Source organism: Brenneria populi, assembly GCF_036016195.1.
Lineage (GTDB): Bacteria > Pseudomonadota > Gammaproteobacteria > Enterobacterales > Enterobacteriaceae > Brenneria > Brenneria populi.
In genome coordinates, this window is record NZ_JAYWTM010000025.1 from 63,949 (window position 1) to 83,839 (window position 19,891).

The 19,891-nt window shown below is 57.8% G+C and carries 17 protein-coding genes and 1 pseudogene; 12 read left to right on the forward strand and 6 right to left on the reverse strand.

All coding sequences use genetic code 11. The annotated features are described in order from the left end of the window. Positions 1-16: 16 nt before the first annotated feature. The 5 genes from VSX58_RS19175 to VSX58_RS19195 form a co-directional block, all read right to left on the reverse strand. The gene (locus VSX58_RS19175; RefSeq protein ID WP_327619494.1) at positions 17-760 is read right to left on the reverse strand and encodes an amino acid ABC transporter ATP-binding protein; all 744 of its coding nucleotides are present in this window, start codon (positions 758-760) and stop codon (positions 17-19) included. After that, complete coding sequence (locus VSX58_RS19180) at positions 741-1,394, reverse strand: amino acid ABC transporter permease (protein ID WP_327619511.1); 654 nt, start codon at positions 1,392-1,394, stop codon at positions 741-743. Before VSX58_RS19180 ends, VSX58_RS19175 begins: the two co-directional genes overlap by 20 nt. A gap of 5 nt (positions 1,395-1,399) precedes the next feature. Continuing rightward, entirely contained in the window at positions 1,400-2,062 is a 663-nt protein-coding gene (locus VSX58_RS19185; RefSeq protein WP_327619495.1) for an amino acid ABC transporter permease, read from the reverse strand. 13 nt (positions 2,063-2,075) lie between these two features. Further along, the gene (locus VSX58_RS19190) at positions 2,076-2,867 is read right to left on the reverse strand and encodes a transporter substrate-binding domain-containing protein (protein WP_327619496.1); all 792 of its coding nucleotides are present in this window, start codon (positions 2,865-2,867) and stop codon (positions 2,076-2,078) included. Between the two features lie 328 nt (positions 2,868-3,195). Beyond that, on the reverse strand, positions 3,196-4,035 hold the full coding sequence (locus VSX58_RS19195) for a MurR/RpiR family transcriptional regulator (protein WP_327619497.1): 840 nt from the start codon (positions 4,033-4,035) through the stop codon (positions 3,196-3,198). A gap of 465 nt (positions 4,036-4,500) precedes the next feature. Between VSX58_RS19195 and hpxX the strand changes: the two genes are divergently transcribed. From hpxX to emrB, 8 genes are all read left to right on the forward strand, one after another. Beyond that, complete coding sequence (hpxX, locus tag VSX58_RS19200) at positions 4,501-4,698, forward strand: oxalurate catabolism protein HpxX (RefSeq protein WP_327614279.1); 198 nt, start codon at positions 4,501-4,503, stop codon at positions 4,696-4,698. Further along, positions 4,695-6,077: an AtzE family amidohydrolase gene (locus VSX58_RS19205; RefSeq protein WP_327619498.1), complete on the forward strand. Its 1,383-nt coding sequence runs from the start codon at positions 4,695-4,697 to the stop codon at positions 6,075-6,077. The genes hpxX and VSX58_RS19205 overlap by 4 nt, the downstream gene beginning before the upstream one ends. Positions 6,078-6,721: 644 nt before the next feature. Continuing rightward, complete coding sequence (gene proV / locus VSX58_RS19210) at positions 6,722-7,924, forward strand: glycine betaine/L-proline ABC transporter ATP-binding protein ProV (RefSeq protein WP_327619499.1); 1,203 nt, start codon at positions 6,722-6,724, stop codon at positions 7,922-7,924. Next, the gene (proW, locus tag VSX58_RS19215; RefSeq protein WP_327619500.1) at positions 7,917-9,143 is read left to right on the forward strand and encodes a glycine betaine/L-proline ABC transporter permease ProW; all 1,227 of its coding nucleotides are present in this window, start codon (positions 7,917-7,919) and stop codon (positions 9,141-9,143) included. The genes proV and proW overlap by 8 nt, the downstream gene beginning before the upstream one ends. A 107-nt stretch (positions 9,144-9,250) precedes the next feature. Next, positions 9,251-10,249 (forward strand): glycine betaine/L-proline ABC transporter substrate-binding protein ProX, encoded by a 999-nt coding sequence (gene proX, locus VSX58_RS19220; RefSeq protein ID WP_327619501.1) that lies wholly within the window; start codon positions 9,251-9,253, stop codon positions 10,247-10,249. 273 nt (positions 10,250-10,522) lie between these two features. Then, on the forward strand, positions 10,523-11,038 hold the full coding sequence (gene mprA, locus VSX58_RS19225) for a transcriptional repressor MprA (protein ID WP_327619502.1): 516 nt from the start codon (positions 10,523-10,525) through the stop codon (positions 11,036-11,038). A gap of 264 nt (positions 11,039-11,302) precedes the next feature. Next, a complete protein-coding gene (emrA, locus tag VSX58_RS19230; protein WP_327619503.1) occupies positions 11,303-12,481 on the forward strand; it encodes a multidrug efflux MFS transporter periplasmic adaptor subunit EmrA in 1,179 nt (392 codons plus the stop codon). Between the two features lie 17 nt (positions 12,482-12,498). Beyond that, entirely contained in the window at positions 12,499-14,031 is a 1,533-nt protein-coding gene (gene emrB, locus VSX58_RS19235) for a multidrug efflux MFS transporter permease subunit EmrB (RefSeq protein ID WP_327619504.1), read from the forward strand. Positions 14,032-14,124: 93 nt separating this feature from the next. Here the strand turns inward: emrB and VSX58_RS19240 are convergent, their stop codons facing one another. Then, entirely contained in the window at positions 14,125-15,261 is a 1,137-nt protein-coding gene (locus tag VSX58_RS19240; protein WP_327619505.1) for a tRNA/rRNA methyltransferase, read from the reverse strand. Positions 15,262-15,528: 267 nt separating this feature from the next. Here VSX58_RS19240 and trxC point away from each other — a divergent pair, with 267 nt between their 5' ends. From trxC to pssA, 4 genes and pseudogenes are all read left to right on the forward strand, one after another. Further along, positions 15,529-15,948, forward strand: coding sequence for a thioredoxin TrxC (gene trxC / locus VSX58_RS19245; RefSeq protein ID WP_327619506.1), 420 nt, complete (start codon positions 15,529-15,531; stop codon positions 15,946-15,948). 197 nt (positions 15,949-16,145) lie between these two features. Continuing rightward, positions 16,146-16,844, forward strand: coding sequence for a tRNA-uridine aminocarboxypropyltransferase (locus tag VSX58_RS19250; RefSeq protein WP_327619512.1), 699 nt, complete (start codon positions 16,146-16,148; stop codon positions 16,842-16,844). Between the two features lie 49 nt (positions 16,845-16,893). After that, entirely contained in the window at positions 16,894-19,542 is a 2,649-nt protein-coding gene (locus VSX58_RS19255) for a bifunctional acetate--CoA ligase family protein/GNAT family N-acetyltransferase (RefSeq protein WP_327619507.1), read from the forward strand. Positions 19,543-19,709: 167 nt separating this feature from the next. Beyond that, positions 19,710-19,891, forward strand: a pseudogene (gene pssA, locus VSX58_RS19260) (CDP-diacylglycerol--serine O-phosphatidyltransferase); the annotation flags it as partial.

Here is a 19,891-nt window from a genome sequence, read left to right on the forward strand (position 1 = left end):
GAGAAAATTCCGCGCGTTAAGCCTCGGATAGCCCGCGCACCGAAGCGATAAACTGCTTAAGCTCGGCGGTCTGCGGATTGGCGAACAGCGTCCTGCTCTCGCCCTGCTCCCAGACTTTGCCCTGATGCATGAATACCACCCGATCGCCCACCTCGCGGGCGAAGTTCATTTCGTGCGTCACCAAAATCAGCGTCATGCCTTCCGCGGCAAGCTGTTCCAGCACTTTCAGCACCTCACCGACCAGCTCCGGATCCAGCGCCGAGGTGATTTCATCGCACAGCAGGACTTTCGGGTTCATCGCCAGCGCCCGCGCGATCGCCACGCGCTGCTGCTGACCGCCGGACAACTTGCCGGGGTAATAATCGAGCCGCTCTCCCAGCCCGACTTTATTAAGCATCCGCTCGCCCAGTTCCCGGCACTCGGCGGCGCTTTTCTTCAGCACGCGGCGCGGCGCCAGCATCACGTTTTCCAGCGCGGTCAGATGGGGAAACAGATTAAAATTTTGGAATACCATGCCGACCGAACGGCTGATCTCCCGCGCCTGCGAATCGCGATCGGTCACCGTCATCCCGCCCAGCTTGACGCTGCCCTCCTGGTACCCCTCCAGTCCGTTCATACAGCGTAATAACGTACTTTTGCCCGAGCCGCTGCGTCCGATGATGGAGATGACTTCGCCCATTTCAATATCCAGATCCACGCCCTTCAGAACATGATTCTGGCCGTAATACTTCTGTACCTGATTAATGGTTATGAGCGGCATTGAATTTCTTCTCCAGATAGCGGCTGTAGTAGGAAAGCGGGTAACACATCAGGAAGTAGCCGAGCGCCACCAGTCCGAACACCTTGAACGGCTGGTAAGTCACGTTATTCAACATGGTTCCCGCCTTCGTCAGCTCGATAAAACCGATAATGGAGGCCAGCGCCGTTCCTTTTATCACCTGAACGGAAAACCCTACCGTCGGCGCGATGGCGATGCGCATCGCCTGAGGCGCGATCACCCGGTAGAGCGTTTGCCAAAAATTCATCCCCAGGCATCTTGACGCTTCCCACTGTCCTTTGGGCAAGGCGTCGACGCTGCCGCACCAGATATCCACCAGAAAAGCGCTGGTAAACAGCGTGAGCGCCAGCGCCGCCGCCGTCCACGGGCTGACGTCGACGCCGAACAGCGCCAGACCGAAAAACGCCAGAAACAGCTGCATCAGCAGCGGCGTTCCCTGAAATAGTTCGACATACAGGCGGATAAGGCGCGTCGGCCATTTCCTTTTGCTCAAACGCAGCAGCAGCAGCGGAAAGGTCACCAGCGCGCCGCCGATAAACGCCGTCAGCGACAGCAGCAACGTCCAGCGCGCCGCCAGCAGCAGGTTGCGGACAATATCCCAGTCGGTGAATGTCATCATGATTACCGGCTCCCCAGAAAATGCCGGCCCGCCAGCAGCAATAGTTGACGCATCAGGACGGACAGCGCGAGATAGCACAGCGTGGTCGCCAGATACACCTCAAAGCTCAGAAAAGTGCGCGACTGGATCAGGTTGGCGGCGAAGGTCAGCTCCTCATAGGAAACCTGCGAAACCACCGACGACCCGAGCATAACGATAATGCACTGACTGACCAGCGCCGGATAAATGCGCTGCAGCGACGGCGGCAATATCACCCGAAAGAAGGTCTGGCCGCGCGTCAGCCCCAGCACCCTGGCCGCTTCCCACTGCCCTTTGGGCGTAACCTGAATTCCCGCCCGGACGATCTCGGTACTGTAGGCGCCCAGATTAATCACCATCGCCAGCAGCGCGGCCTCGCCGGCGGTCAATTTCCATCCCAGACTAGGCAGGCCGAAGACGATAAAAAACAGCTGCACCACAAACGGCGTATTGCGGATCAATTCGACATAAACGCCCCACAGCCGGCTTAACATGGTAGGTTTTCCGCTGCGCAGCGCCGCGCCGCAAATACCGATGGCGATACCGCCGACGGTCGCCACCGCCGTTAGCTTCATGGTGACCCATAAGCCGGCCAGCAGCTCGGGCCAAAACGGCCACAGCGCGGTAAAATTAAGCTGATAGGTCATGGCGCGACACCCCTTATGCCTTAATGCTGTCCGGCAACGGCGCTTTCAGCCATTTTTCCGACAGTTCATTCAGCGTGTTGTCTTTCAGCGCCTTCTCGATAAGCTCGTCCACCCGCGCCTTTAACGCCGGCTCATCCTTTTTCATCCCGATGTAGCACGGCGAGTCTTTCAGCATAAATTTCGCCGTCGGCGCCTTGTCCGGGTTCTGCGCGGCGATGGCCGCCACCACCAGGTTGCCGGTGGCGATAAACGTCACCTGCCCGGATAAATAAGCCGACAGCGTGGTGTTATTGTCTTCATAACGTTTGATCAGCGCGGCTTTCGGCGCGGTATCGCTCAGCACCATGTCTTCCACCGCCCCGCGCGTCACCCCGACGCTTTTGCCCGCCAGCGCCTCCGCGGAGGCCAGCTCACTCTCTTTCGGGCCAAATACGCCGAGGAAGAACGGCGCATAGGCGCGGCTGAAATCGATCGCTTTTTCACGCTCGGCGTTTTTCCCCAGGCTGGAGATCACCAGGTCGACCTTATTGGTTTGCAGGTAAGGCACGCGATTGGCGCTGGTGACGGGCACCAGCTGTAACTTCAGTTTCATCTCCCGCGCCAAATAACGGGCCATGTCGATGTCATAGCCCTGCGGCTGCAAATCCGTTCCCACCGAACCGAACGGCGGGAAATCCTGCGGAACGGCGACGCGCAAGACGCCGCGCTGCTCGATATCCTTTAACCGATCGGCCATGGCGCCGCCGGATTGAATCAACAACATCGCCGCGCCCGCCATCGCCAGTAAAGATTTTTTAACGCTCATTTTGTCTGCCCCCAGTTAGCCGCATTTGAAACCAAAGATTCTCACAACGCAATACGTGAAACTATAGTTTCAATGACTAAGCAAGGAGCATGCCAGTCGCCAAAAGAGTGGGTCACGATGTGATTTTATTGACTGGCGGCGCGTTCGGAGCGATAAAAATTACAATATAATTATATATTTGCTGAAAAAACCCGTAATTCAGGCATAACAAAAATCTTCATCACCGGGGAGAAAATGGGAAAATAACGCGCGGGCGAGCGGGGGAAATCGTCAGGCGGCGGGGCAAAAATTGCACCAAAATAATTCAAAGCACCATTTTTGCGCCCCGTTATCGCTGCTCCAGTTCATCCAGCTCGGCGTAAAGATCGGCGATCTGATGAATCCGCTGACGACCGTCGCGCAGCATCTCATGCAACAGCGCATTGCTGAGCAAATTGACCAGACTCATCGCCGAAGCGTAGCTGTCAAAGGCGGAAACGCTGTCGAGCGGCGCGCACAGCGTCCAGTTGGCCAAAGGCGTTAAGGCATGCGCCTGCGGTTCGCACAGCAACAATACCGGAACCCGCTTGCCATGCAGCGCCGTCAGCAGCGGCTGTATCAGCCGGGCGCGGCGGCGAAACGCGACGACGACCACCAGATCCCGTTCGCTTAAGTCCACCAGTTCTTCCGACAGCGTCTGTCCCGGCTGAACCAGCATCGTCACCTGGGGACGCGTCTGCACCAGCTGCTGACGCAGGTGGAGCGCGACCGGGTAGCTGTTACGTAAGCCGATAATGCACAGGCGATCGGCGTTCATCATCGCGTCAATAACCGCCCGGAACTGCGCCGGATCGATCTGCTGCGTCCACTGGGTCAGATTCGCCATTTCCTGCTTATAATGGCGCGCCAGCAGGGTGTTGCCCTGCACCGCATCGCGGTTATCCGCCAGGGGCATCCCGCTCTGGCGCAGCGTACGCAGCTCTTCACGCATGGTTCGGAAGCTGGAGTAGCCCAGACGCTTGAATAAACGGCTGACGGTAGCTTTAGATACGCCGCTAAGCTGCGCCAGCTCAGCGCTGTTATAACTGATCAAATCGTCAAAATGGTCGAAGATGAAATCCGCGACCCGCTGCTCCTGGGGCGAAAGCTCGCCGTAGCGCCGCCGTAGCCGTTCATCAATCTGCTTCATAACACTCCCACCTATCGCCGGGCGCCTGTAACTTTAGTTTCAGTTTTATTCCCTGTTTCATCGCAACATAACATAGCCCGGCCGGCGTTGCCTCCTCAATAGATTGCCGTCGGCGGTCGGCGCTCCTTCGCTGTGGCGAATAACGGAAATCCGCGCTCTTTATCGACAAACGGAAAAGCTGGAACGGCGTTTGCTTAATTGACTTAAAGCGCTCTGTTATCCGACAGGCTGCCGCAACGCGCGATAACGGCGAAAACGCCAAGAGCGAATTAACGCCGCGTTGTCGAAAGAGGCGTTCCAGAGCCGTAATGCCGATCGTTTAAGCATCGAGATACACGGGGCGACCACCGGGGTGAGGCGTCCCTACGGGAACCTCCCCCGGTGTTTCCCCTAAAAATCGGCTTAAGTGACCAGCATTCGTTCCAGAGCCGCGGCTTTTTCATTTCACTATCGAGGAATACGACGATGAGTTCCCAACCGATCGACAACGCCGAACTGGCATCCTATATCCGGCAGATGGAAACGCTGCTGGCGCTTCCCCTAACCCAGGCGCGACGCCAGGAGCTGCTGCTGCAGTTCAGCCGAATTCATGCGATGGCCCAACCCCTGATGGCTTTCCCGCTGGAAGCGCGTCAGGAGATTGCCGGAGTCTACCAGCTATGAGTCGCATGCGGGCGCCATCCATTAAACACATCCGCCGGGCGCTGCTGTCCGGCGAAGTTTCGGCCAAAGAGCTGGCTCAATACGCGCTGGACGAGATCGCGCGCGTCAACCCGACGATCAACGCCTATACGGCGATAACCCGCCGGCGCATGCTGGATGAAGCGGATCGTCTCGATCGCCGGCGTCGACGCGGCCAACCGCTTCCGGCGCTGGCCGGCGTGCCCTATGCGGTGAAAAATTTATTTGATGTCGCGGGCGAAACCACATTAGCCGGCGCGCGCTTATTTAGCCGACGCCCCGCTGCGTCGCAGGATGCGTTCGCCATCCGGCAGCTCGCCCGCCAAGGCGCGATGCTGTCCGGCATGCTGAATATGGATGCTTACGCCTACGGCTTCACCACCGAGAACAGCGACTACGGCGCGACGCGCAATCCACTTGATACGCAACGGATAGCCGGGGGCTCTTCCGGAGGTTCCGCGGCGGCGGTCGCCGCCGGATTGGTCAATTTCACCCTGGGCAGCGACACCAACGGCTCGATTCGGGTGCCCTCCTCGCTATGCGGCGTTTTCGGCCTCAAGCCCACCTTCGGCCGCTTATCGCGCAGCGGCAGCCATCCCTTCGTCGCCAGCCTCGATCACATTGGCCCGCTGGCGCGCAGCACGGAGGATCTGTCGCTGGTTTTCGATGCGCTGCAAGGCCGGGACGGCGCCGATCGTTTTCAGGCGCGGCGCCCGGCGCTGTCATGCGCCGCACGGTTGACGGAGGGGGTTTCCGGCCTGCGCTGCGCGGTGCTGGAGGGCTATTTTTCCGAATGGAGCGGCGATGAGGCCAAAGCCGCCGTGCGGCAGGCCGCTCAGGCGCTGAACGCGCAAAGCGGCGTCACGTTGCCGGATGCCGGCCTGGCGCGCGCCGCGGCGTTTATTCTTTCCGCCAGCGAGGGCGGAAACCAGTATCTTCCCGCGCTGCGCGATACGCCGGAGCTGTTCGAGCCGCTATCGCGCGAACGTCTGCTGGCCGGCGCCATGATCCCTGCCGCCTGGTATGTTCAGGCGCAACGTTTTCGCGACCATTTCCGCCGACAGGTTTTGCCGTTGTTCGAACATACCGATCTGCTGATTGCCCCGGCCACGCCTTGCTGCGCCACGCGCATCGGCCAGGAGACCATGTCCGTTAACGGCGTCGATCTGCCGGTACGCGCCAGCATGGGAATGTTGACGCAGCCTATTTCTTTTGTGGGATTGCCGGTGGTTACCGTGCCGCTGAAAACCGCGCTCGGGCTGCCTATTGGGGTGCAGATTATCGCCGCCCCCTGGCGTGAGGAGCTCTGTTTGCGCGCCGCCTGGGCATTGGAACAGCAAGGCTGTTGTTTCGCGGCCTGAGCGCCGCGTTTATCCCGCCGCCGGAGTGAAACGCATCACCGGTTAGCCACATAAAATATTAGCGATATTCAGCCCACGGCGGGCTGAAAACGATCTCCGGCAAAACATAATAATGTTAGCCGGATCACGCTCGCCGCATATCAAATATTTATCGGAAAAACCCCCGCGCCGGGCGGAAATTCACCACGGGAAATCACTCCGCCGGCGTTTGCTATAATTAAGGCGGCGCTCACGATTCGCATAAAATATATTGCATAAAAATCGGTCGCTTATTCGTTCTGACGCACAGAATATGCAATTTATATTTATGCGTTTTTCATCGGCAAAACCAACAATAATCATAAATTTATCACTGATGAAAATGGCTTATTTATTACAAAAATCCCTCTCCGGAAGATGAAAGAGTAACTCATTGTTTTAAATGATATAAAAACAGAATAAATAGAGAATCCCCGCCGAGCGCGCTTATCCAAACACCTGAAAACAATAGGGTTAAATCCGCCCGTCTTATTCCGCCGTCGCTAAAATCGACCTCGGCGGCAAGGGGTTGTCTCAGAATTTCATTATGGTAGGGTATATGGGTTTAATCATTACCAGGACAAACGTTATAGAATTATAAACGACCATAGGAAAACCACCCTTTCATGGCAATTAAAATTGAAGCAAAAAACCTTTATAAAATATTTGGCGAACATCCGAACAGAGCATTCAAGCTGATCGATAAAGGCTTAACCAAAGATCAGATATTTGAAAAAACGGGACTCACCGTCGGGGTAAAAAACGCCAGTCTGGCCATTGAAGAAGGCGAGATATTTGTCATCATGGGATTATCCGGTTCCGGCAAATCAACCATGGTACGCCTTCTCAATCGTCTGATAGAACCGACTCGCGGTCAGGTTCTGATTGACGGCGAGGATATTTCCCAAATATCCGACGCTGCGCTGCGCGACGTGCGGCGTAAAAAAATCAGTATGGTTTTTCAGTCCTTTGCGTTAATGCCGCATCTGAATATCCTCAATAATACCGCCTTCGGCATGGAGTTGGCGGGGATAGCGAAAGCGGAACGCGAGCGAAAAGCGCTGGACGCGCTGCAGCAGGTCGGTCTGGATGCCTACGCCGGCTCCTACCCGGACGAGCTGTCGGGCGGGATGCGTCAGCGCGTCGGCCTGGCGCGCGCGTTGGCGAACGACCCGGACATCCTGCTGATGGACGAAGCCTTTTCGGCGCTGGACCCACTGATCCGTACGGAAATGCAGGATGAGCTGGTTAAGCTCCAGTCCCGCAACCAGCGCACCATCATCTTTATCTCGCACGATCTGGATGAAGCGATGCGTATCGGGGATCGCATCGCCATCATGCATGGCGGCGAGGTGATTCAAGTCGGCACGCCGGACGAAATTCTGAACAACCCCGCTAACGACTACGTTCGCACCTTCTTCCGCGGCGTAGACGTCAGCCATGTATTCAGCGCCAAGGATATCGCTCGCCGCCGTCCGGTCACGCTTATCCGTAAAACGCCGGGCGTCGGCCCCCGCTCCGCGCTGAAAATTTTGCAGGACGAGGACCGCGATTACGGCTACGTGCTGGAACGCGGACAAAAATTCATTGGTGTCGTCTCTATCGACTCGCTTAAACAGGCCCTGAAAGATCAACAGCCGCTGGAGCATGCGCTGTTATCCGATCCGGCTCCCGTGCCCGCAGATATGTCGCTCAATGAGCTGATCTCACAGGTCGCGCAGGCCCCTTGCGCCGTCCCTGTCATCGGCGAAAACAACGAGTATATCGGCATCATTTCAAAGGGAATGCTGCTACAGGCGCTGGATAAGGAGGGAGCAACCAATGAGTAAATCGACAACCAATCCGTGGGAAAGCGGCGGCGCGCCGCAGCAGGCCGCCGGCCAGCAGGATGGCGCGGCGCCGAACGATCCCTGGGCGGCGACCGCCCAGCCGCAGAGTACGCCGCCGGCGGAAAACGCCCCGACGCCCGACGCCGGAACGCCGAGCGATCCCTGGTCCGCGCCCGCGCAGGACGCGCCGGCCAACGGCGCTGACGCCTGGAACGCCGCGCCGCCGCCCGCCGGTTCATCGCATGCGGCGCAAACCGGCGGCGACTGGCTCAATAGCGCGCCCGCGGATACGCAGACGCATTTCAGCCTGCTCGATCCGTTCAAAGATACGCTGATCCCGCTGGATAGCTGGGTAACGCACGGAATCGACTGGGTGGTATTGCACTTCAGACCGCTGTTTCAGGGGATCCGCGTGCCGGTGGATTTCATTCTCAGCGGCTTTCAGCAACTGCTGCTGGGTATGCCCGCGCCGCTCGCCATTTTGATCTTCTCGCTGCTCGCATGGCAGATCTCCAGCTTCGGCATGGGTGTCGCCGCGCTGACGTCGCTGGTTATCATCGGCGCGATAGGCGCCTGGTCGCAGGCGATGGTCACTCTGGCGCTGGTGCTGACCGCGCTGTTCTTCTGCATGCTGATCGGGCTGCCGATCGGCATTTGGCTGGCGCGCAGCGAGCGAGCGGCGAAAATCATCCGGCCGCTGCTGGATGCGATGCAAACCACTCCCGCTTTCGTCTATTTGGTGCCGATCGTTATGCTGTTCGGTATCGGCAACGTGCCGGGCGTGGTGGTAACCATCATCTTCGCCCTGCCGCCGATTATCCGGCTGACGATTTTGGGCATCCGGCAGGTTCCCGCCGATCTGATTGAAGCGGCCGAGTCCTTTGGCGCCAGCCCGCGTCAGATGCTGTTTAAGGTTCAGCTGCCGCTGGCGATGCCGACCATCATGGCGGGCGTCAACCAGACGTTAATGCTGGCGCTGTCGATGGTGGTCATCGCCTCGATGATCGCCGTGGGCGGTCTGGGACAGATGGTGCTGCGCGGCATCGGCCGTCTGGATATGGGGCTGGCGGCGGTCGGCGGCGTCGGCATCGTCATTCTGGCCATCATTCTCGATCGCCTGACCCAGTCGCTGGGGCGCGACCGACGCAGCAAAGGCAACAAAAGCTGGTATACCGTCGGACCTATCGGCCTGGTAACCCGTCCTTTCATCAAGCGGTAATTTATTTTCGCATCGGTTGCCTGACGCCGGTCAGGCAACCGAACCATCAATAATTAAACCCCTTTTACCAAAACCTGCACCTACCAGACAGGAACGAGGAAACAGCTATGAGCAAAACAAAAATCTGGGCCGCGGCCCTGACGACCGCGCTGCTAAGTTCATCCGTTTACGCGGCGGACCTCCCCGGCAAGGGCATCAAAGTTATTCCGGTGCAAAGCACCATCTCCGAAGAGACCTTCCAGACTCTGCTGGTCAATAAAGCGCTGGAAAAGCTGGGCTATGACGTGCAGCCCATCCGCGAAGTGGATTACAACGTCGCCTACACCTCCGTCGCCAACGGGGACGCCACATACCTGGCGGTAAGCTGGGATCCGCTGCACGACAACCAATATCAGGCGGCCGGCGGCGATAAGAAATTCTACCGCGAGAGCAATTACGTTACCGGCGCGGCCCAGGGTTATCTCATTGATAAAAAAACCGCCGAACAATATAAAATCACCAACGTCGAGCAGCTAAAAGATCCCAAGATCGCCAAACTGTTCGATACCAACGGCGATGGCAAAGCCGACCTGACGGGCTGCAACCCCGGCTGGGGATGCGAAGCCGCGATTAACCACCATTTGCAGGCCTATGGCTTAACCCAAACGGTCGATCATAATCAGGGCAACTATGCGGCGATGATTGCGGATACCATTACCCGCTATAAAGAGGGGAAACCCATTCTTTATTACACCTGGACGCCTTACTGGGTGAGCGATGTGCTGGTGCCGGGACGCGATGTCGTCTGGCTGCAGGTGCCCTTCTCCGCCCAGCCCGGCGTCAATCAGGGCGTCAGCACCAAATTGCCCAACGGCGCCGACTACGGCTTCCCGGTCAACAACATGAGAATCGCCGCCAATAAACAGTGGGCGGAGAAAAACCCGGCGGCGGCGAAACTGTTCGCCGTCATGAAGCTGCCGATCGCCGACATCAATGCGCAAAATCTGGCCATGCATAACGGCCAGGGTTCGCAGCAGGATATCGAACGCCACGCCGATGGCTGGATCAAGGCGCATCAGCAGCTGTTCGACAGCTGGGTGAAAACCGCGGCTGAAGCGGCCAAGTAACGTATCAGGCATGAATTCCAGGCGGCTTTTGCCGCCTTTTTTCATTTTGTGACGACTTAGTAATCAACCGATTCCATTTTCCCCCACGCCGCCACGCCCTAACGTCGCACATGAGCTACCCTATTAATGCATAGCGGTACTTCCTTCGATGCTCGACATCCCTATCGCTTACTTTCTGTCACATAATAATCAACTTTATCTAACTTGATGCCGTTTACCCAATTAGTAACATTAGTTACTATGCAGACCGTGATTAATGAGGTTATATAAAAAATGGATAGTTCGTTCACTCCAATAGAGAAAATGCTAAGCCTGCGCGCTTCACGTAAACCCGATTTTCCCTATCAGGAAGTTTTGCTGCTGCGTTTATGCATGCACATGCAAGGAAAAATACTGGAACATAGAAATAAGATACTGAAAGAGCAAGGCATTAATGAAACCTTATTCATGGCGCTCATCACCCTGGAAGCACAGGAGTCCTACAGCATTCAACCTTCGGAGCTCAGCGCCGCGCTGGGATCGTCACGCACTAACGCCACCCGCATCGCCGATGAACTGGAAAAACGCGGTTGGATAGAAAGACGTGAAAGCAATAGCGATCGGCGCTGTTTGCATTTGCATATGACGGAAGCAGGCAAGACTTTCCTGGGTCAGCTCCTTCCCCCGCAACATAAAAGCCTCCATTTTCTCTGGTCCACGCTCAGCGGCGACGAGCAAAAGCAGCTTGAAGTATTAATGAGAAAGCTGCTAACCCGTTTAGATGAGATGGAAGAAAGCAAAGAGTTGTAATTTATTGATTTTAATAGAATAGAACCTTTTACCACAGCCGATGTCTTTCGGCGGCCACGTTACCGGGGCGTTAGCTTTTACCGCAGGCAGTGCCTGTCTGCTTTTCAGTCACTCCGCCCTATCGCCGCTTAATATGATGTTAACCGCCAGTCACCTGCGACTGCCGCCGAACGCCCGGCGGAATCGACGCTGAATGTTTATTCATTACCGCGCCGCCAACTGACGTAATACCAGGCAAAAAAGAGAAGAAACAGAGAGAACACCATGAGTGAAAATGTGGAAACCCAGGCGCCAGCGCCAGTGAAACAGAAAAACAAAAAGAGGCAGCGTAAACGCATCCTGACGCTGTTGACGGTAGTTTTTATCGTGCTCGGCTGCATTTGGTTTGTTTATTGGTTTCTGGTTCTCAGACATCACCAGAGCACCGATGACTCTTACGTCGCCGGCAATCAGATTCAGGTGATGGCGCAGGTGACGGGAAGCGTCACGCGCGTGAACGTCGACGACACCGATTTCGTCAAACAGGGCGATGTTCTGGTTGAGCTGGATTCGACCGACGCCCAGCAGGCGTTTGAGCGTAGCCGCACCGCGCTGGCCAACAGCGTACGTCAAACGCATCAGTTAATGATTAACAGCAAACAGTATCAGGCCAATATCGAGCTGCTGCAGATCAAACTGAGCCAGGCGCAGAGCGACTTAAACCGCCGTGAAGCCCTGGGACAGGCCAACGCCATCGGCCGGGAAGAGGTCCAGCACGCGCGGGACGCGGTAGCCAGCGCCAAAGCCTCTCTGGAAGTCGCCAGGCAGCAATACCAGGCCAATCAGGCCATGATTCTGGATACGCCGTTAGAGCAGCAGCCGACCATCCAACAGTCCGCGGCGGCGATGCGCGACGCCTGGCTGGCGCTGCAACGGACAAAAATCGTCAGCCCGGTAAACGGCTATGTATCGCGCCGCAGCGTTCAGGTCGGCGCCAGGATTACGACGACCTCTGCGCTCATGGCCGTGGTGCCCGCCGATCGTCTATGGGTCAACGCCAACTTTAAAGAGACTCAGCTGGCCAATATGCGCATCGGCCAGCCCGCCACCGTCGTCGCGGACATCTATGGCGATAGCGTCGTTTATCAAGGCAAGGTCGTGGGGCTGGATATGGGAACCGGCAGCGCCTTCTCGCTGTTGCCCGCGCAGAACGCCACCGGCAACTGGATAAAAGTCGTGCAGCGGCTGCCCGTGCGTATCGAACTGGACGCGCGACAGATTGAGAAATATCCGCTGCGCATCGGCCTGTCCGCGCTGGTCAACGTCGACACCGCCAATACCGAAGGCAAATCGCTGGCGGAAACGCCGCGCAGTACGCCGGCCTACGAAAGTCATGCGCTGACGCTGGATCTCGCTCCGGTCAACCAAATGATTAGCGACATCATTCAGAAGAACGCCAGCTAATCTGTCAGGAGAAAAGCGTGCAGAGAAAACCGCTTAACGGCGCCAGTCTGGCCTGGATGACCGTCGCCTTATCGCTGGCGACGTTCATGCAGGTGCTGGACTCGACCATCGCCAACGTGGCGATACCGACCATTGCCGGCAACCTTGGGGCTTCTAACTCGCAGGGGACCTGGGTGATTACCTCTTTCGGGGTCGCCAACGCCATTTCCATCCCCATCACCGGCTGGCTGGCCAAACGCTTCGGCGAAGTTCGCCTGTTTCTGTTGTCCACCGCCCTTTTCGCCTTCACCTCCTGGATGTGCGGCATGTCCACCAGCCTGGAGATGCTGATCTTTTCCCGCGTGCTGCAGGGGATTGTCGCCGGTCCGCTGATCCCGCTGTCGCAGAGTCTGTTGTTAAACAACTACCCGCCCGCCAGGCGAAGCATTGCGCTGGCGCTGTGGTCGATGACCGTGGTGGTCGCGCCGATCTGCGGGCCGATCCTGGGGGGCTGGATTAGCGACAACTACCACTGGGGCTGGATCTTCTTTATCAACGTCCCGCTGGGCGTGGCGGTGGTGCTGATCACCTTACAGACGCTGCGCGGACGGGAAACGCCGACCGAAATCAAGCCGATCGATACCGTGGGGCTGGCGCTGCTGATCGTCGGCATCGGCAGCCTGCAGATGATGCTGGACCGGGGAAAGGAGCTGGATTGGTTTAACTCCAATGAGATCGTGATTCTTACCGTCGTCGCCGTCATCACCCTGACGTTTCTCATCGTCTGGGAGCTGACCGACGACCACCCAGTAGTGGATCTCTCGCTGTTTAAATCGCGCAACTTCACCATCGGATGTTTATGCCTCAGCCTGGCCTATATGTTTTATTTCGGCGCCATCGTACTGCTGCCGCAACTGCTACAGGAAGTCTATGGCTACACCGCGACCTGGGCCGGGCTGGCGTCCGCGCCCGTCGGCCTGATGCCCGTCGTGCTGTCGCCGATTATCGGCCGTTTCGCGCCGCGCCTGGATATGCGCCAGTTGGTCACCTTCAGCTTCATTATGTACGCCGTCTGCTTTTACTGGCGCGCCTATACTTTCGAGCCGGGGATGGACTTCGGCGCTTCCGCGTGGCCGCAGTTTGTACAGGGGTTTGCCGTGGCCTGTTTCTTTATGCCGCTGACGACCATTACGCTGTCAGGCCTGCCGCCGGAGCGTATGGCCGCGGCATCCAGCCTGTCCAACTTTACCCGGACGCTGGCGGGTTCTATCGGCACATCCATCACCACCACGCTGTGGACCCAGCGCGAGTCGTTGCACCACTCGCAGTTAACGGAATCGGTAACGCCTTACAATCCGCTGGCGCAGGAAACCTATCAGCAATTACAGGGAATGGGGATGAGCCAATCCCAGGCCTCCTCCTATATCGCCAGCAAGATTACCGCGCAGGGGCTGATTATTTCCGCCAATGAAATTTTCTGGGCGGCGGCGGGGGTATTTCTGCTGCTGCTGGTGCTGGTATGGTTCGCCCGACCGCCCTTTACCTCCGGAGGCGGCGGCGGCGCGCACTAGCTGCGTCGCCCGGGCCGAACGCCCCGCCGATTCTTTTGCCGCAAGAACCGGCGGGCTTTTCATTTATCAGGGCGCGCCGCGCCCTGTATGACCTCAGGCTCGATTCTGACGCCACCATTCAGACAACACAATGCCGGCCGCCACGGAAATATTCAGGCTCTCAACCTTGCCGGTGCCGTCGATGGCGATGTTAACGTCGCCCTGCAGCCAGGCGCTATCCGTCGCGCCGTCGCCTTCCTGACCCAGCACCACCACGGTTTTCGCCGGAAATACGGTTTGCGACAATGCCGTGCCCTGGCGGGCGGACGTCGTCACGATGGTATACCCGGCCTTGCGGAATGCATCGAATACGGCGCGGGGATCGTCGGCATTGATCGCCTTAACATGCTCAGCGCCGCCTTCCGCCGTACGCACCGCGGCGCCCGACTCCAGCATCGTCGCGTCCTGCACCAGCAGGCCATTCACGCCAAAGTGCGCGCAGCTGCGCATAATGCCACCGAGATTGTGCGGATTGCCGGCATCTTGCAACGCCAGCACGCAATCACGTTCGCCGGCCGTTTTCAGATATTCATGAACATCCATTCCCTGACGCTTTTTGATCAGGAAACAGACGCCGCCATGATGCTCCGTGCCGGAGGCTTTGCTCAGCTCATCGTCGTCGACGACATGATAGGCCTTACGGTTAGCGGCCATCCAGCGCAGGGCGTCGCGAAAACGCGGCGTCACCTCCTGCAAAAACCAGGCGCGGACAATGGAATCCGGACGGCTTTTAAACAGGGCCTGGCAGGCGTTTTCACCGTAAACCCGCGTCTCTTCCTGACGCTGGCGACGCAATTGCGCCGGATCGATCTGGCTTTTACCGCCGATCCCGCCATGATCGAATTCAGCCTCTTCGCCCGGCGCCCGGGAGACCGTTTTCCAGGGAGAGTCATTATTATCGCGCGCTTCGCCGCGAGGAGGGCGCGGACGCCCGGCGCGGGCGCCGTCGCGATCTTTGCTCCACGGACTTTTCTCGCCGTCGCGAGCGGGATTTTCCCGGGCATAGCGCGGATTTTTATCGCGCGGATGCCGCGGCTTATCGCGCGACCCGGCATCATCATGCCGGCCGCCGCCGCTGCGACGATCTTTACCCGCCGGCCGCTGGTTTTTACTCTCTTTGCCGTCCTCGTCATCGCTACGGACGTACATCACACGGACCTTGCCGCTCTTACTATCGAATGAATCGCTCATCGTTATCTCCACCTAAGCGCTGGGCGCGAAGATTACCTTATGTACAGCCGCTTAGCCACCTGCTTGTGGCAAAAGCCAAAAACTATTGTAGCTATTGAGTAAACCACGTTGTTGACTACAGGCCCGCTCGCCATACTTAGCCCACTGCTAAGTAACATATTATTCAAGTGTGCGCTGATTATTTAACATATTGCCGACGTTCACCGCCCGTAAGCAACGGTTCTCATCAACGGCACACGTTTACTCTCTTTCACCTGAGGTCTGGTTATGAATACGGTATGCGCATCTTGCCACACAACAAACCGTCTCCCCGAAGAACGGATTGACGACCATCCGAACTGCGGCAGCTGCGGCGAACCCCTGTTCACGGGGGAAGTCATCAATGCCACCGCGGCGACGCTGGACAAACTATTGCAGGACGATCTGCCGGTCGTCGTCGACTTCTGGGCTCCCTGGTGCAGCCCTTGCGTCAGCTTCGCCCCCGTATTCGAAAGCGTCGCACGGGAGCGCGGCGAAAAAATTCGCTTCGTTAAGGTTAATACTGAATCGGAACCCACGCTGAGCACGCGCTATCGCATCCGCACCATCCCGACGATTATGCTGTTTAAACAGGGGAAACTGGTCGACATGCTCAATGGCGCGCTGCCTAAAGCGCCGTTTGAAGGCTGGCTGGACGAGTCGTTATAACCCGGCGGGAGCCGCGCCGCGGGAAAGGGGCGCACGCCAGCCGCCGCAAAGCAAAGGACGAACTATTATGGCCGCAGGCCTTTTGGTCCGCCCCCATGTCGATTAGAATAGCGCCTTTCAGAGTCTGTCCCTGCCGGGCGCCCTAGCGCGGCGGCGTGAACAGGCTCTTGGCCGAACGCTATCACCTGCGCTATTTCATGATAAACAACGCCGTTCTTCGCCTGCGTCAGCAACGTCTCGAGCAGTCGACCAAGCCCTTTCGCGCCCGCGGCTGCCGGGTCGTACGCTGTCAGCGCTGCCTGCTGCCGACCGCAAACTGCCTGTGCCACACCATTCGTCCGTACTCCGCCCGCAGCCGTTTCTGCCTGCTGATGTTCGATACCGAACCACTGAAACCCAGCAATACCGGGCGGCTTATCGCCGATATCCTGCCGGAAACCCAGGCGTTTCTCTGGTCACGGACATCGCCGGATCCGCATCTGCTGGCCGCCCTTCGCCATCCGGATTATCAACCCTATCTGGTTTTTCTGGCTGACGATAACGAAGAAGGACGCCGGATCTTCCGGCAATTGCCCGCGCAGGGAAAGCCCCCTTTGTTTATCTTGCTGGACGGCACCTGGCCGGAAGCGCGGAAAATGTTCCGCAAGAGCCCCTATCTGGATGGCTTGCCCATTCTGTCGCTCACCGTCAGCGCGCTCTCCCGCTACCAACTGCGGGAAGCCGGCGACGCCGGGCGGCACTGCACCGCGGAGATCGCCGTTGCGCTACTCGCTCAGGCCGGGGACGCCGCCGCTGCGCAAGCGTTATCAAGCCATTTCGATCGCTTTCGCAAACACTACCTGGCCGGCAAGTCGCACCATACCCTGCAGGAAATGCCTCCTACCATCACAGCATAATCGGCGAAAAACGCGTAGTATCAAAGCGTCTCTCCTAAAAGGGTAGCTTATGAGCCAGCGCGGATTGGAAGCACTATTACGTCCCAAGTCGATAGCGGTGTTAGGGGCATCGGAAAAACCGGGTCGGGCGGGATTTCTGATGATGCGGAATTTGCTGGATGGCAGCTTCGCAGGACCGGTGTTGCCCGTCACGCCCAAATATCGCGCCGTCTGCGGCGTTCTCGCCTATCCGAACGTGGCCGGCTTGCCGCTCACGCCCGACCTCGCCATTCTTTGCACCAACGCCGGCCGTAACCTGGCGTTGCTGGAAGAGCTCGGACGATCCGGCTGTAAGACCGTGATTATTCTCTCCGCGCAGCCTGCCCAGTCCTGCGCGTTAAAAGCCTGCGCGCAGCGCTATAACATGCGGCTTCTCGGCCCGAACAGCCTCGGCGTGCTCGCGCCCTGGCAGGGATTCAACGCCAGTTTTTCCCCCGTGCCGATTATGAAAGGCAAGCTGGCGTTTATTTCCCAATCCGCCGCGGTATCGAACACCATTCTGGACTGGGCGCAGCAGCGGGGAATCGGCTTCTCGTATTTTATCGCGCTGGGAGATAGCCTGGATATTGATGTTGACGACCTGCTCGACTTTCTGGCCCGCGACGGCAAGACCCAAGCCATTTTACTGCATCTCGAACATATCAGCGATGCCCGCCGTTTTCTCTCCTCCTCCCGCAGCGCCTCAAGGAATAAACCTATCCTGGTGATCAAAAGCGGGCGCAGTCAGCAGGCGCAAGTGCTGCTTAGCGAGCGACGCCAGGGACTGGACGCGGCCTACGACGCCGCGATTCAGCGCGCGGGCCTGCTGCGGGTGCGCGATACCCATGAGCTGTTCTCGGCGGTGGAAACGCTCAGCCATTTGCGCCCATTACGCGGCGAACGCTTACTGCTGGTCGGCAACGGGGCATCGCCGGCGGCGCAGGCCCTCGATCAATTTATCAGCAAACAGGGAAAGCTGGCGCAACTCAGCGAAACCACGCGCCAGGCGCTGCGAACCGCGCTACCGGAGCATGTGGCGATCGGCAATCCGCTTAACCTGCGCGAAGAGGCGACGATCGAACGCTATCTGGCGGCGGTTTCCGTGTTACTGGATAGCGACGACTTTGACGCGCTGCTTATTATTTATTCCCCCAGCGCCGCGGCGCCGGGCACCGAAAGCGCCGCGGCGCTGATTAAGCTTTTCCAGCAACATCCGCGCGGTAAACGCATAACGCTGCTGACCAACTGGTCCGGCGAATTCTCCTCGCAGGAGGCGCGCCGCTTATTCAACTGCGCCGGCATCCCCACCTATCGTACCCCGGAGGGCGCCGTGACGGCATTTATGCACATCGTCGAATATCGGCGCAACCAGAAGCAGCTAATGGAAACGCCGGTGCTGTCGCCGGATTTAGCGGGCAATACCGCTCAGGCGCACAAACTTATTCGTCAGGCGCTGGCCGACGGTAATACGCAGTTAGATACCCACGAAGTGCAGCCCATTCTCCAGGCTTACGGTTTAAACACGCTGCCGACCTGGATTGCCAATGACAGCGCCGAGGCGGTTTACCTCGCGGAGCAGATCGGTTATCCGGTCGCCATCAAGCTGCGATCGCCGGACATTGCGCATAAATCTGAAGTTCAGGGCGTTATGCTCTACCTGCGCACCGCTAGAGAGGTGCAGCAGGCGGCGGAGGCGATCCTCGATCGCGTAAAGCAAACCTATCCGCAGGCGCGCATTCACGGCCTGCTGGTACAGGGCATGGCGAACCGGGCCGGCGCTCAGGAGCTGCGGGTGGCCGTCGAACAGGATCCGGTATTCGGCCCCTTGATTATGTTGGGGGACGGCGGCGTTGAATGGCGAAAAAGCCAGCTTGCCGTAGCGCTGCCGCCGCTGAATATGACGCTGGCCCGTTATCTGGTGCTGCAGGCGCTGAAAGAAGGAAAAATTCACGGCCGCGGCGCGCTGCGCGCTTTAGATATTCCGTCGCTCAGCCGATTGTTGGTGCAGGTGTCCAACCTGATCCTCGACTGCCCGGAAATATCCCGGCTGGATATCCATCCACTGCTGGCCTCCGGGGATGAGTTCACCCTGCTGGACGTCACGCTGCGTCTGGTGCCCTTTAGCGGCGATCCGCAATCAAGGCTGGCTATCCGCCCTTATCCGCAGGATCTGGAAGAAACCGTTACGCTGAAGGATAACATCACTTGCCTGTTCCGCCCCATCCTGCCCGAAGACGAACCGCTGCTGAGCACATTTATCGCCAAGGTCACCAAGGAAGATCTCTACTATCGCTATTTCAGCGAAATTAGTGAATTTAATCATGAAGATTTAGCCTATATGACGCAGATTGACTACGATCGGGAGATGGCGTTTGTCGCCATACGCCACGCGGCGGAAGGCGGAGAGATTATCGGCGTCACGCGCGCCATTTCCGACCCGGATAATACCAACGCCGAATTCGCCGTTCTGGTGCGTTCCGATTTAAAAGGCCTGGGGCTGGGCACGCGCCTGCTGGAAAAGCTGATCCGCTATGCCGGACAGCATGGGCTGAGCCGGTTGAACGGGATCACCATGCCGCATAATCAGGGGATGATTACGCTGGCGAAAAAGTTGGGTTTTAACGTCGACGTTCAGCTGGAAGAGGGAATTGTCACGCTGGAACTGCCGCTGAAAGTTTAATCGCCATACGTGATATAGCTCCCGCATCAAGAGACGATCTGGCTATCAAAATCAAAACTTGCTCACAACGGCTGGAAAGTAATGGTATTATCGCTCGATTCGGCTATTCCTTAATTTTTGATGATGACCAGCCGGTCATACACTGATGAGAGAAGAAACGCACTGTGATGTTGTCAAAACTTAAACGCAATAAATACCAACAACACCTTGCAGAACTGCCCAAAATCCCTCAGACAGCTGATGACGTTCAGACACTCCACTCCCCTGAACGTTTCCGTACCACGCTGGTGAACGCCATTCTGAACGCCAGAAAGCGCGTTTATCTGGTGGCGTTATATCTGGAACATGA

Excerpts from the sequence above, each read along its gene's own strand:
- mprA (WP_327619502.1), top strand. The coding sequence starts at position 10,523 with ATGGATAGTTCGTTCACTCCAATAGAGAAAATGCTAAGCCTGCGCGCT.
- VSX58_RS19205 (WP_327619498.1), top strand. The coding sequence starts at position 4,695 with ATGAGTCGCATGCGGGCGCCATCCATTAAACACATCCGCCGGGCGCTG.
- emrA (WP_327619503.1), top strand. The coding sequence starts at position 11,303 with ATGAGTGAAAATGTGGAAACCCAGGCGCCAGCGCCAGTGAAACAGAAA.
- hpxX (WP_327614279.1), top strand. The coding sequence starts at position 4,501 with ATGAGTTCCCAACCGATCGACAACGCCGAACTGGCATCCTATATCCGG.
- VSX58_RS19255 (WP_327619507.1), top strand. The coding sequence starts at position 16,894 with ATGAGCCAGCGCGGATTGGAAGCACTATTACGTCCCAAGTCGATAGCG.
- VSX58_RS19175 (WP_327619494.1), bottom strand. The coding sequence starts at position 760 with ATGCCGCTCATAACCATTAATCAGGTACAGAAGTATTACGGCCAGAAT.
- VSX58_RS19180 (WP_327619511.1), bottom strand. The coding sequence starts at position 1,394 with ATGACATTCACCGACTGGGATATTGTCCGCAACCTGCTGCTGGCGGCG.
- proW (WP_327619500.1), top strand. The coding sequence starts at position 7,917 with ATGAGTAAATCGACAACCAATCCGTGGGAAAGCGGCGGCGCGCCGCAG.
- VSX58_RS19250 (WP_327619512.1), top strand. The coding sequence starts at position 16,146 with ATGATAAACAACGCCGTTCTTCGCCTGCGTCAGCAACGTCTCGAGCAG.
- proV (WP_327619499.1), top strand. The coding sequence starts at position 6,722 with ATGGCAATTAAAATTGAAGCAAAAAACCTTTATAAAATATTTGGCGAA.
- VSX58_RS19240 (WP_327619505.1), bottom strand. The coding sequence starts at position 15,261 with ATGAGCGATTCATTCGATAGTAAGAGCGGCAAGGTCCGTGTGATGTAC.
- VSX58_RS19195 (WP_327619497.1), bottom strand. The coding sequence starts at position 4,035 with ATGAAGCAGATTGATGAACGGCTACGGCGGCGCTACGGCGAGCTTTCG.
- trxC (WP_327619506.1), top strand. The coding sequence starts at position 15,529 with ATGAATACGGTATGCGCATCTTGCCACACAACAAACCGTCTCCCCGAA.
- VSX58_RS19190 (WP_327619496.1), bottom strand. The coding sequence starts at position 2,867 with ATGAGCGTTAAAAAATCTTTACTGGCGATGGCGGGCGCGGCGATGTTG.
- proX (WP_327619501.1), top strand. The coding sequence starts at position 9,251 with ATGAGCAAAACAAAAATCTGGGCCGCGGCCCTGACGACCGCGCTGCTA.
- VSX58_RS19185 (WP_327619495.1), bottom strand. The coding sequence starts at position 2,062 with ATGACCTATCAGCTTAATTTTACCGCGCTGTGGCCGTTTTGGCCCGAG.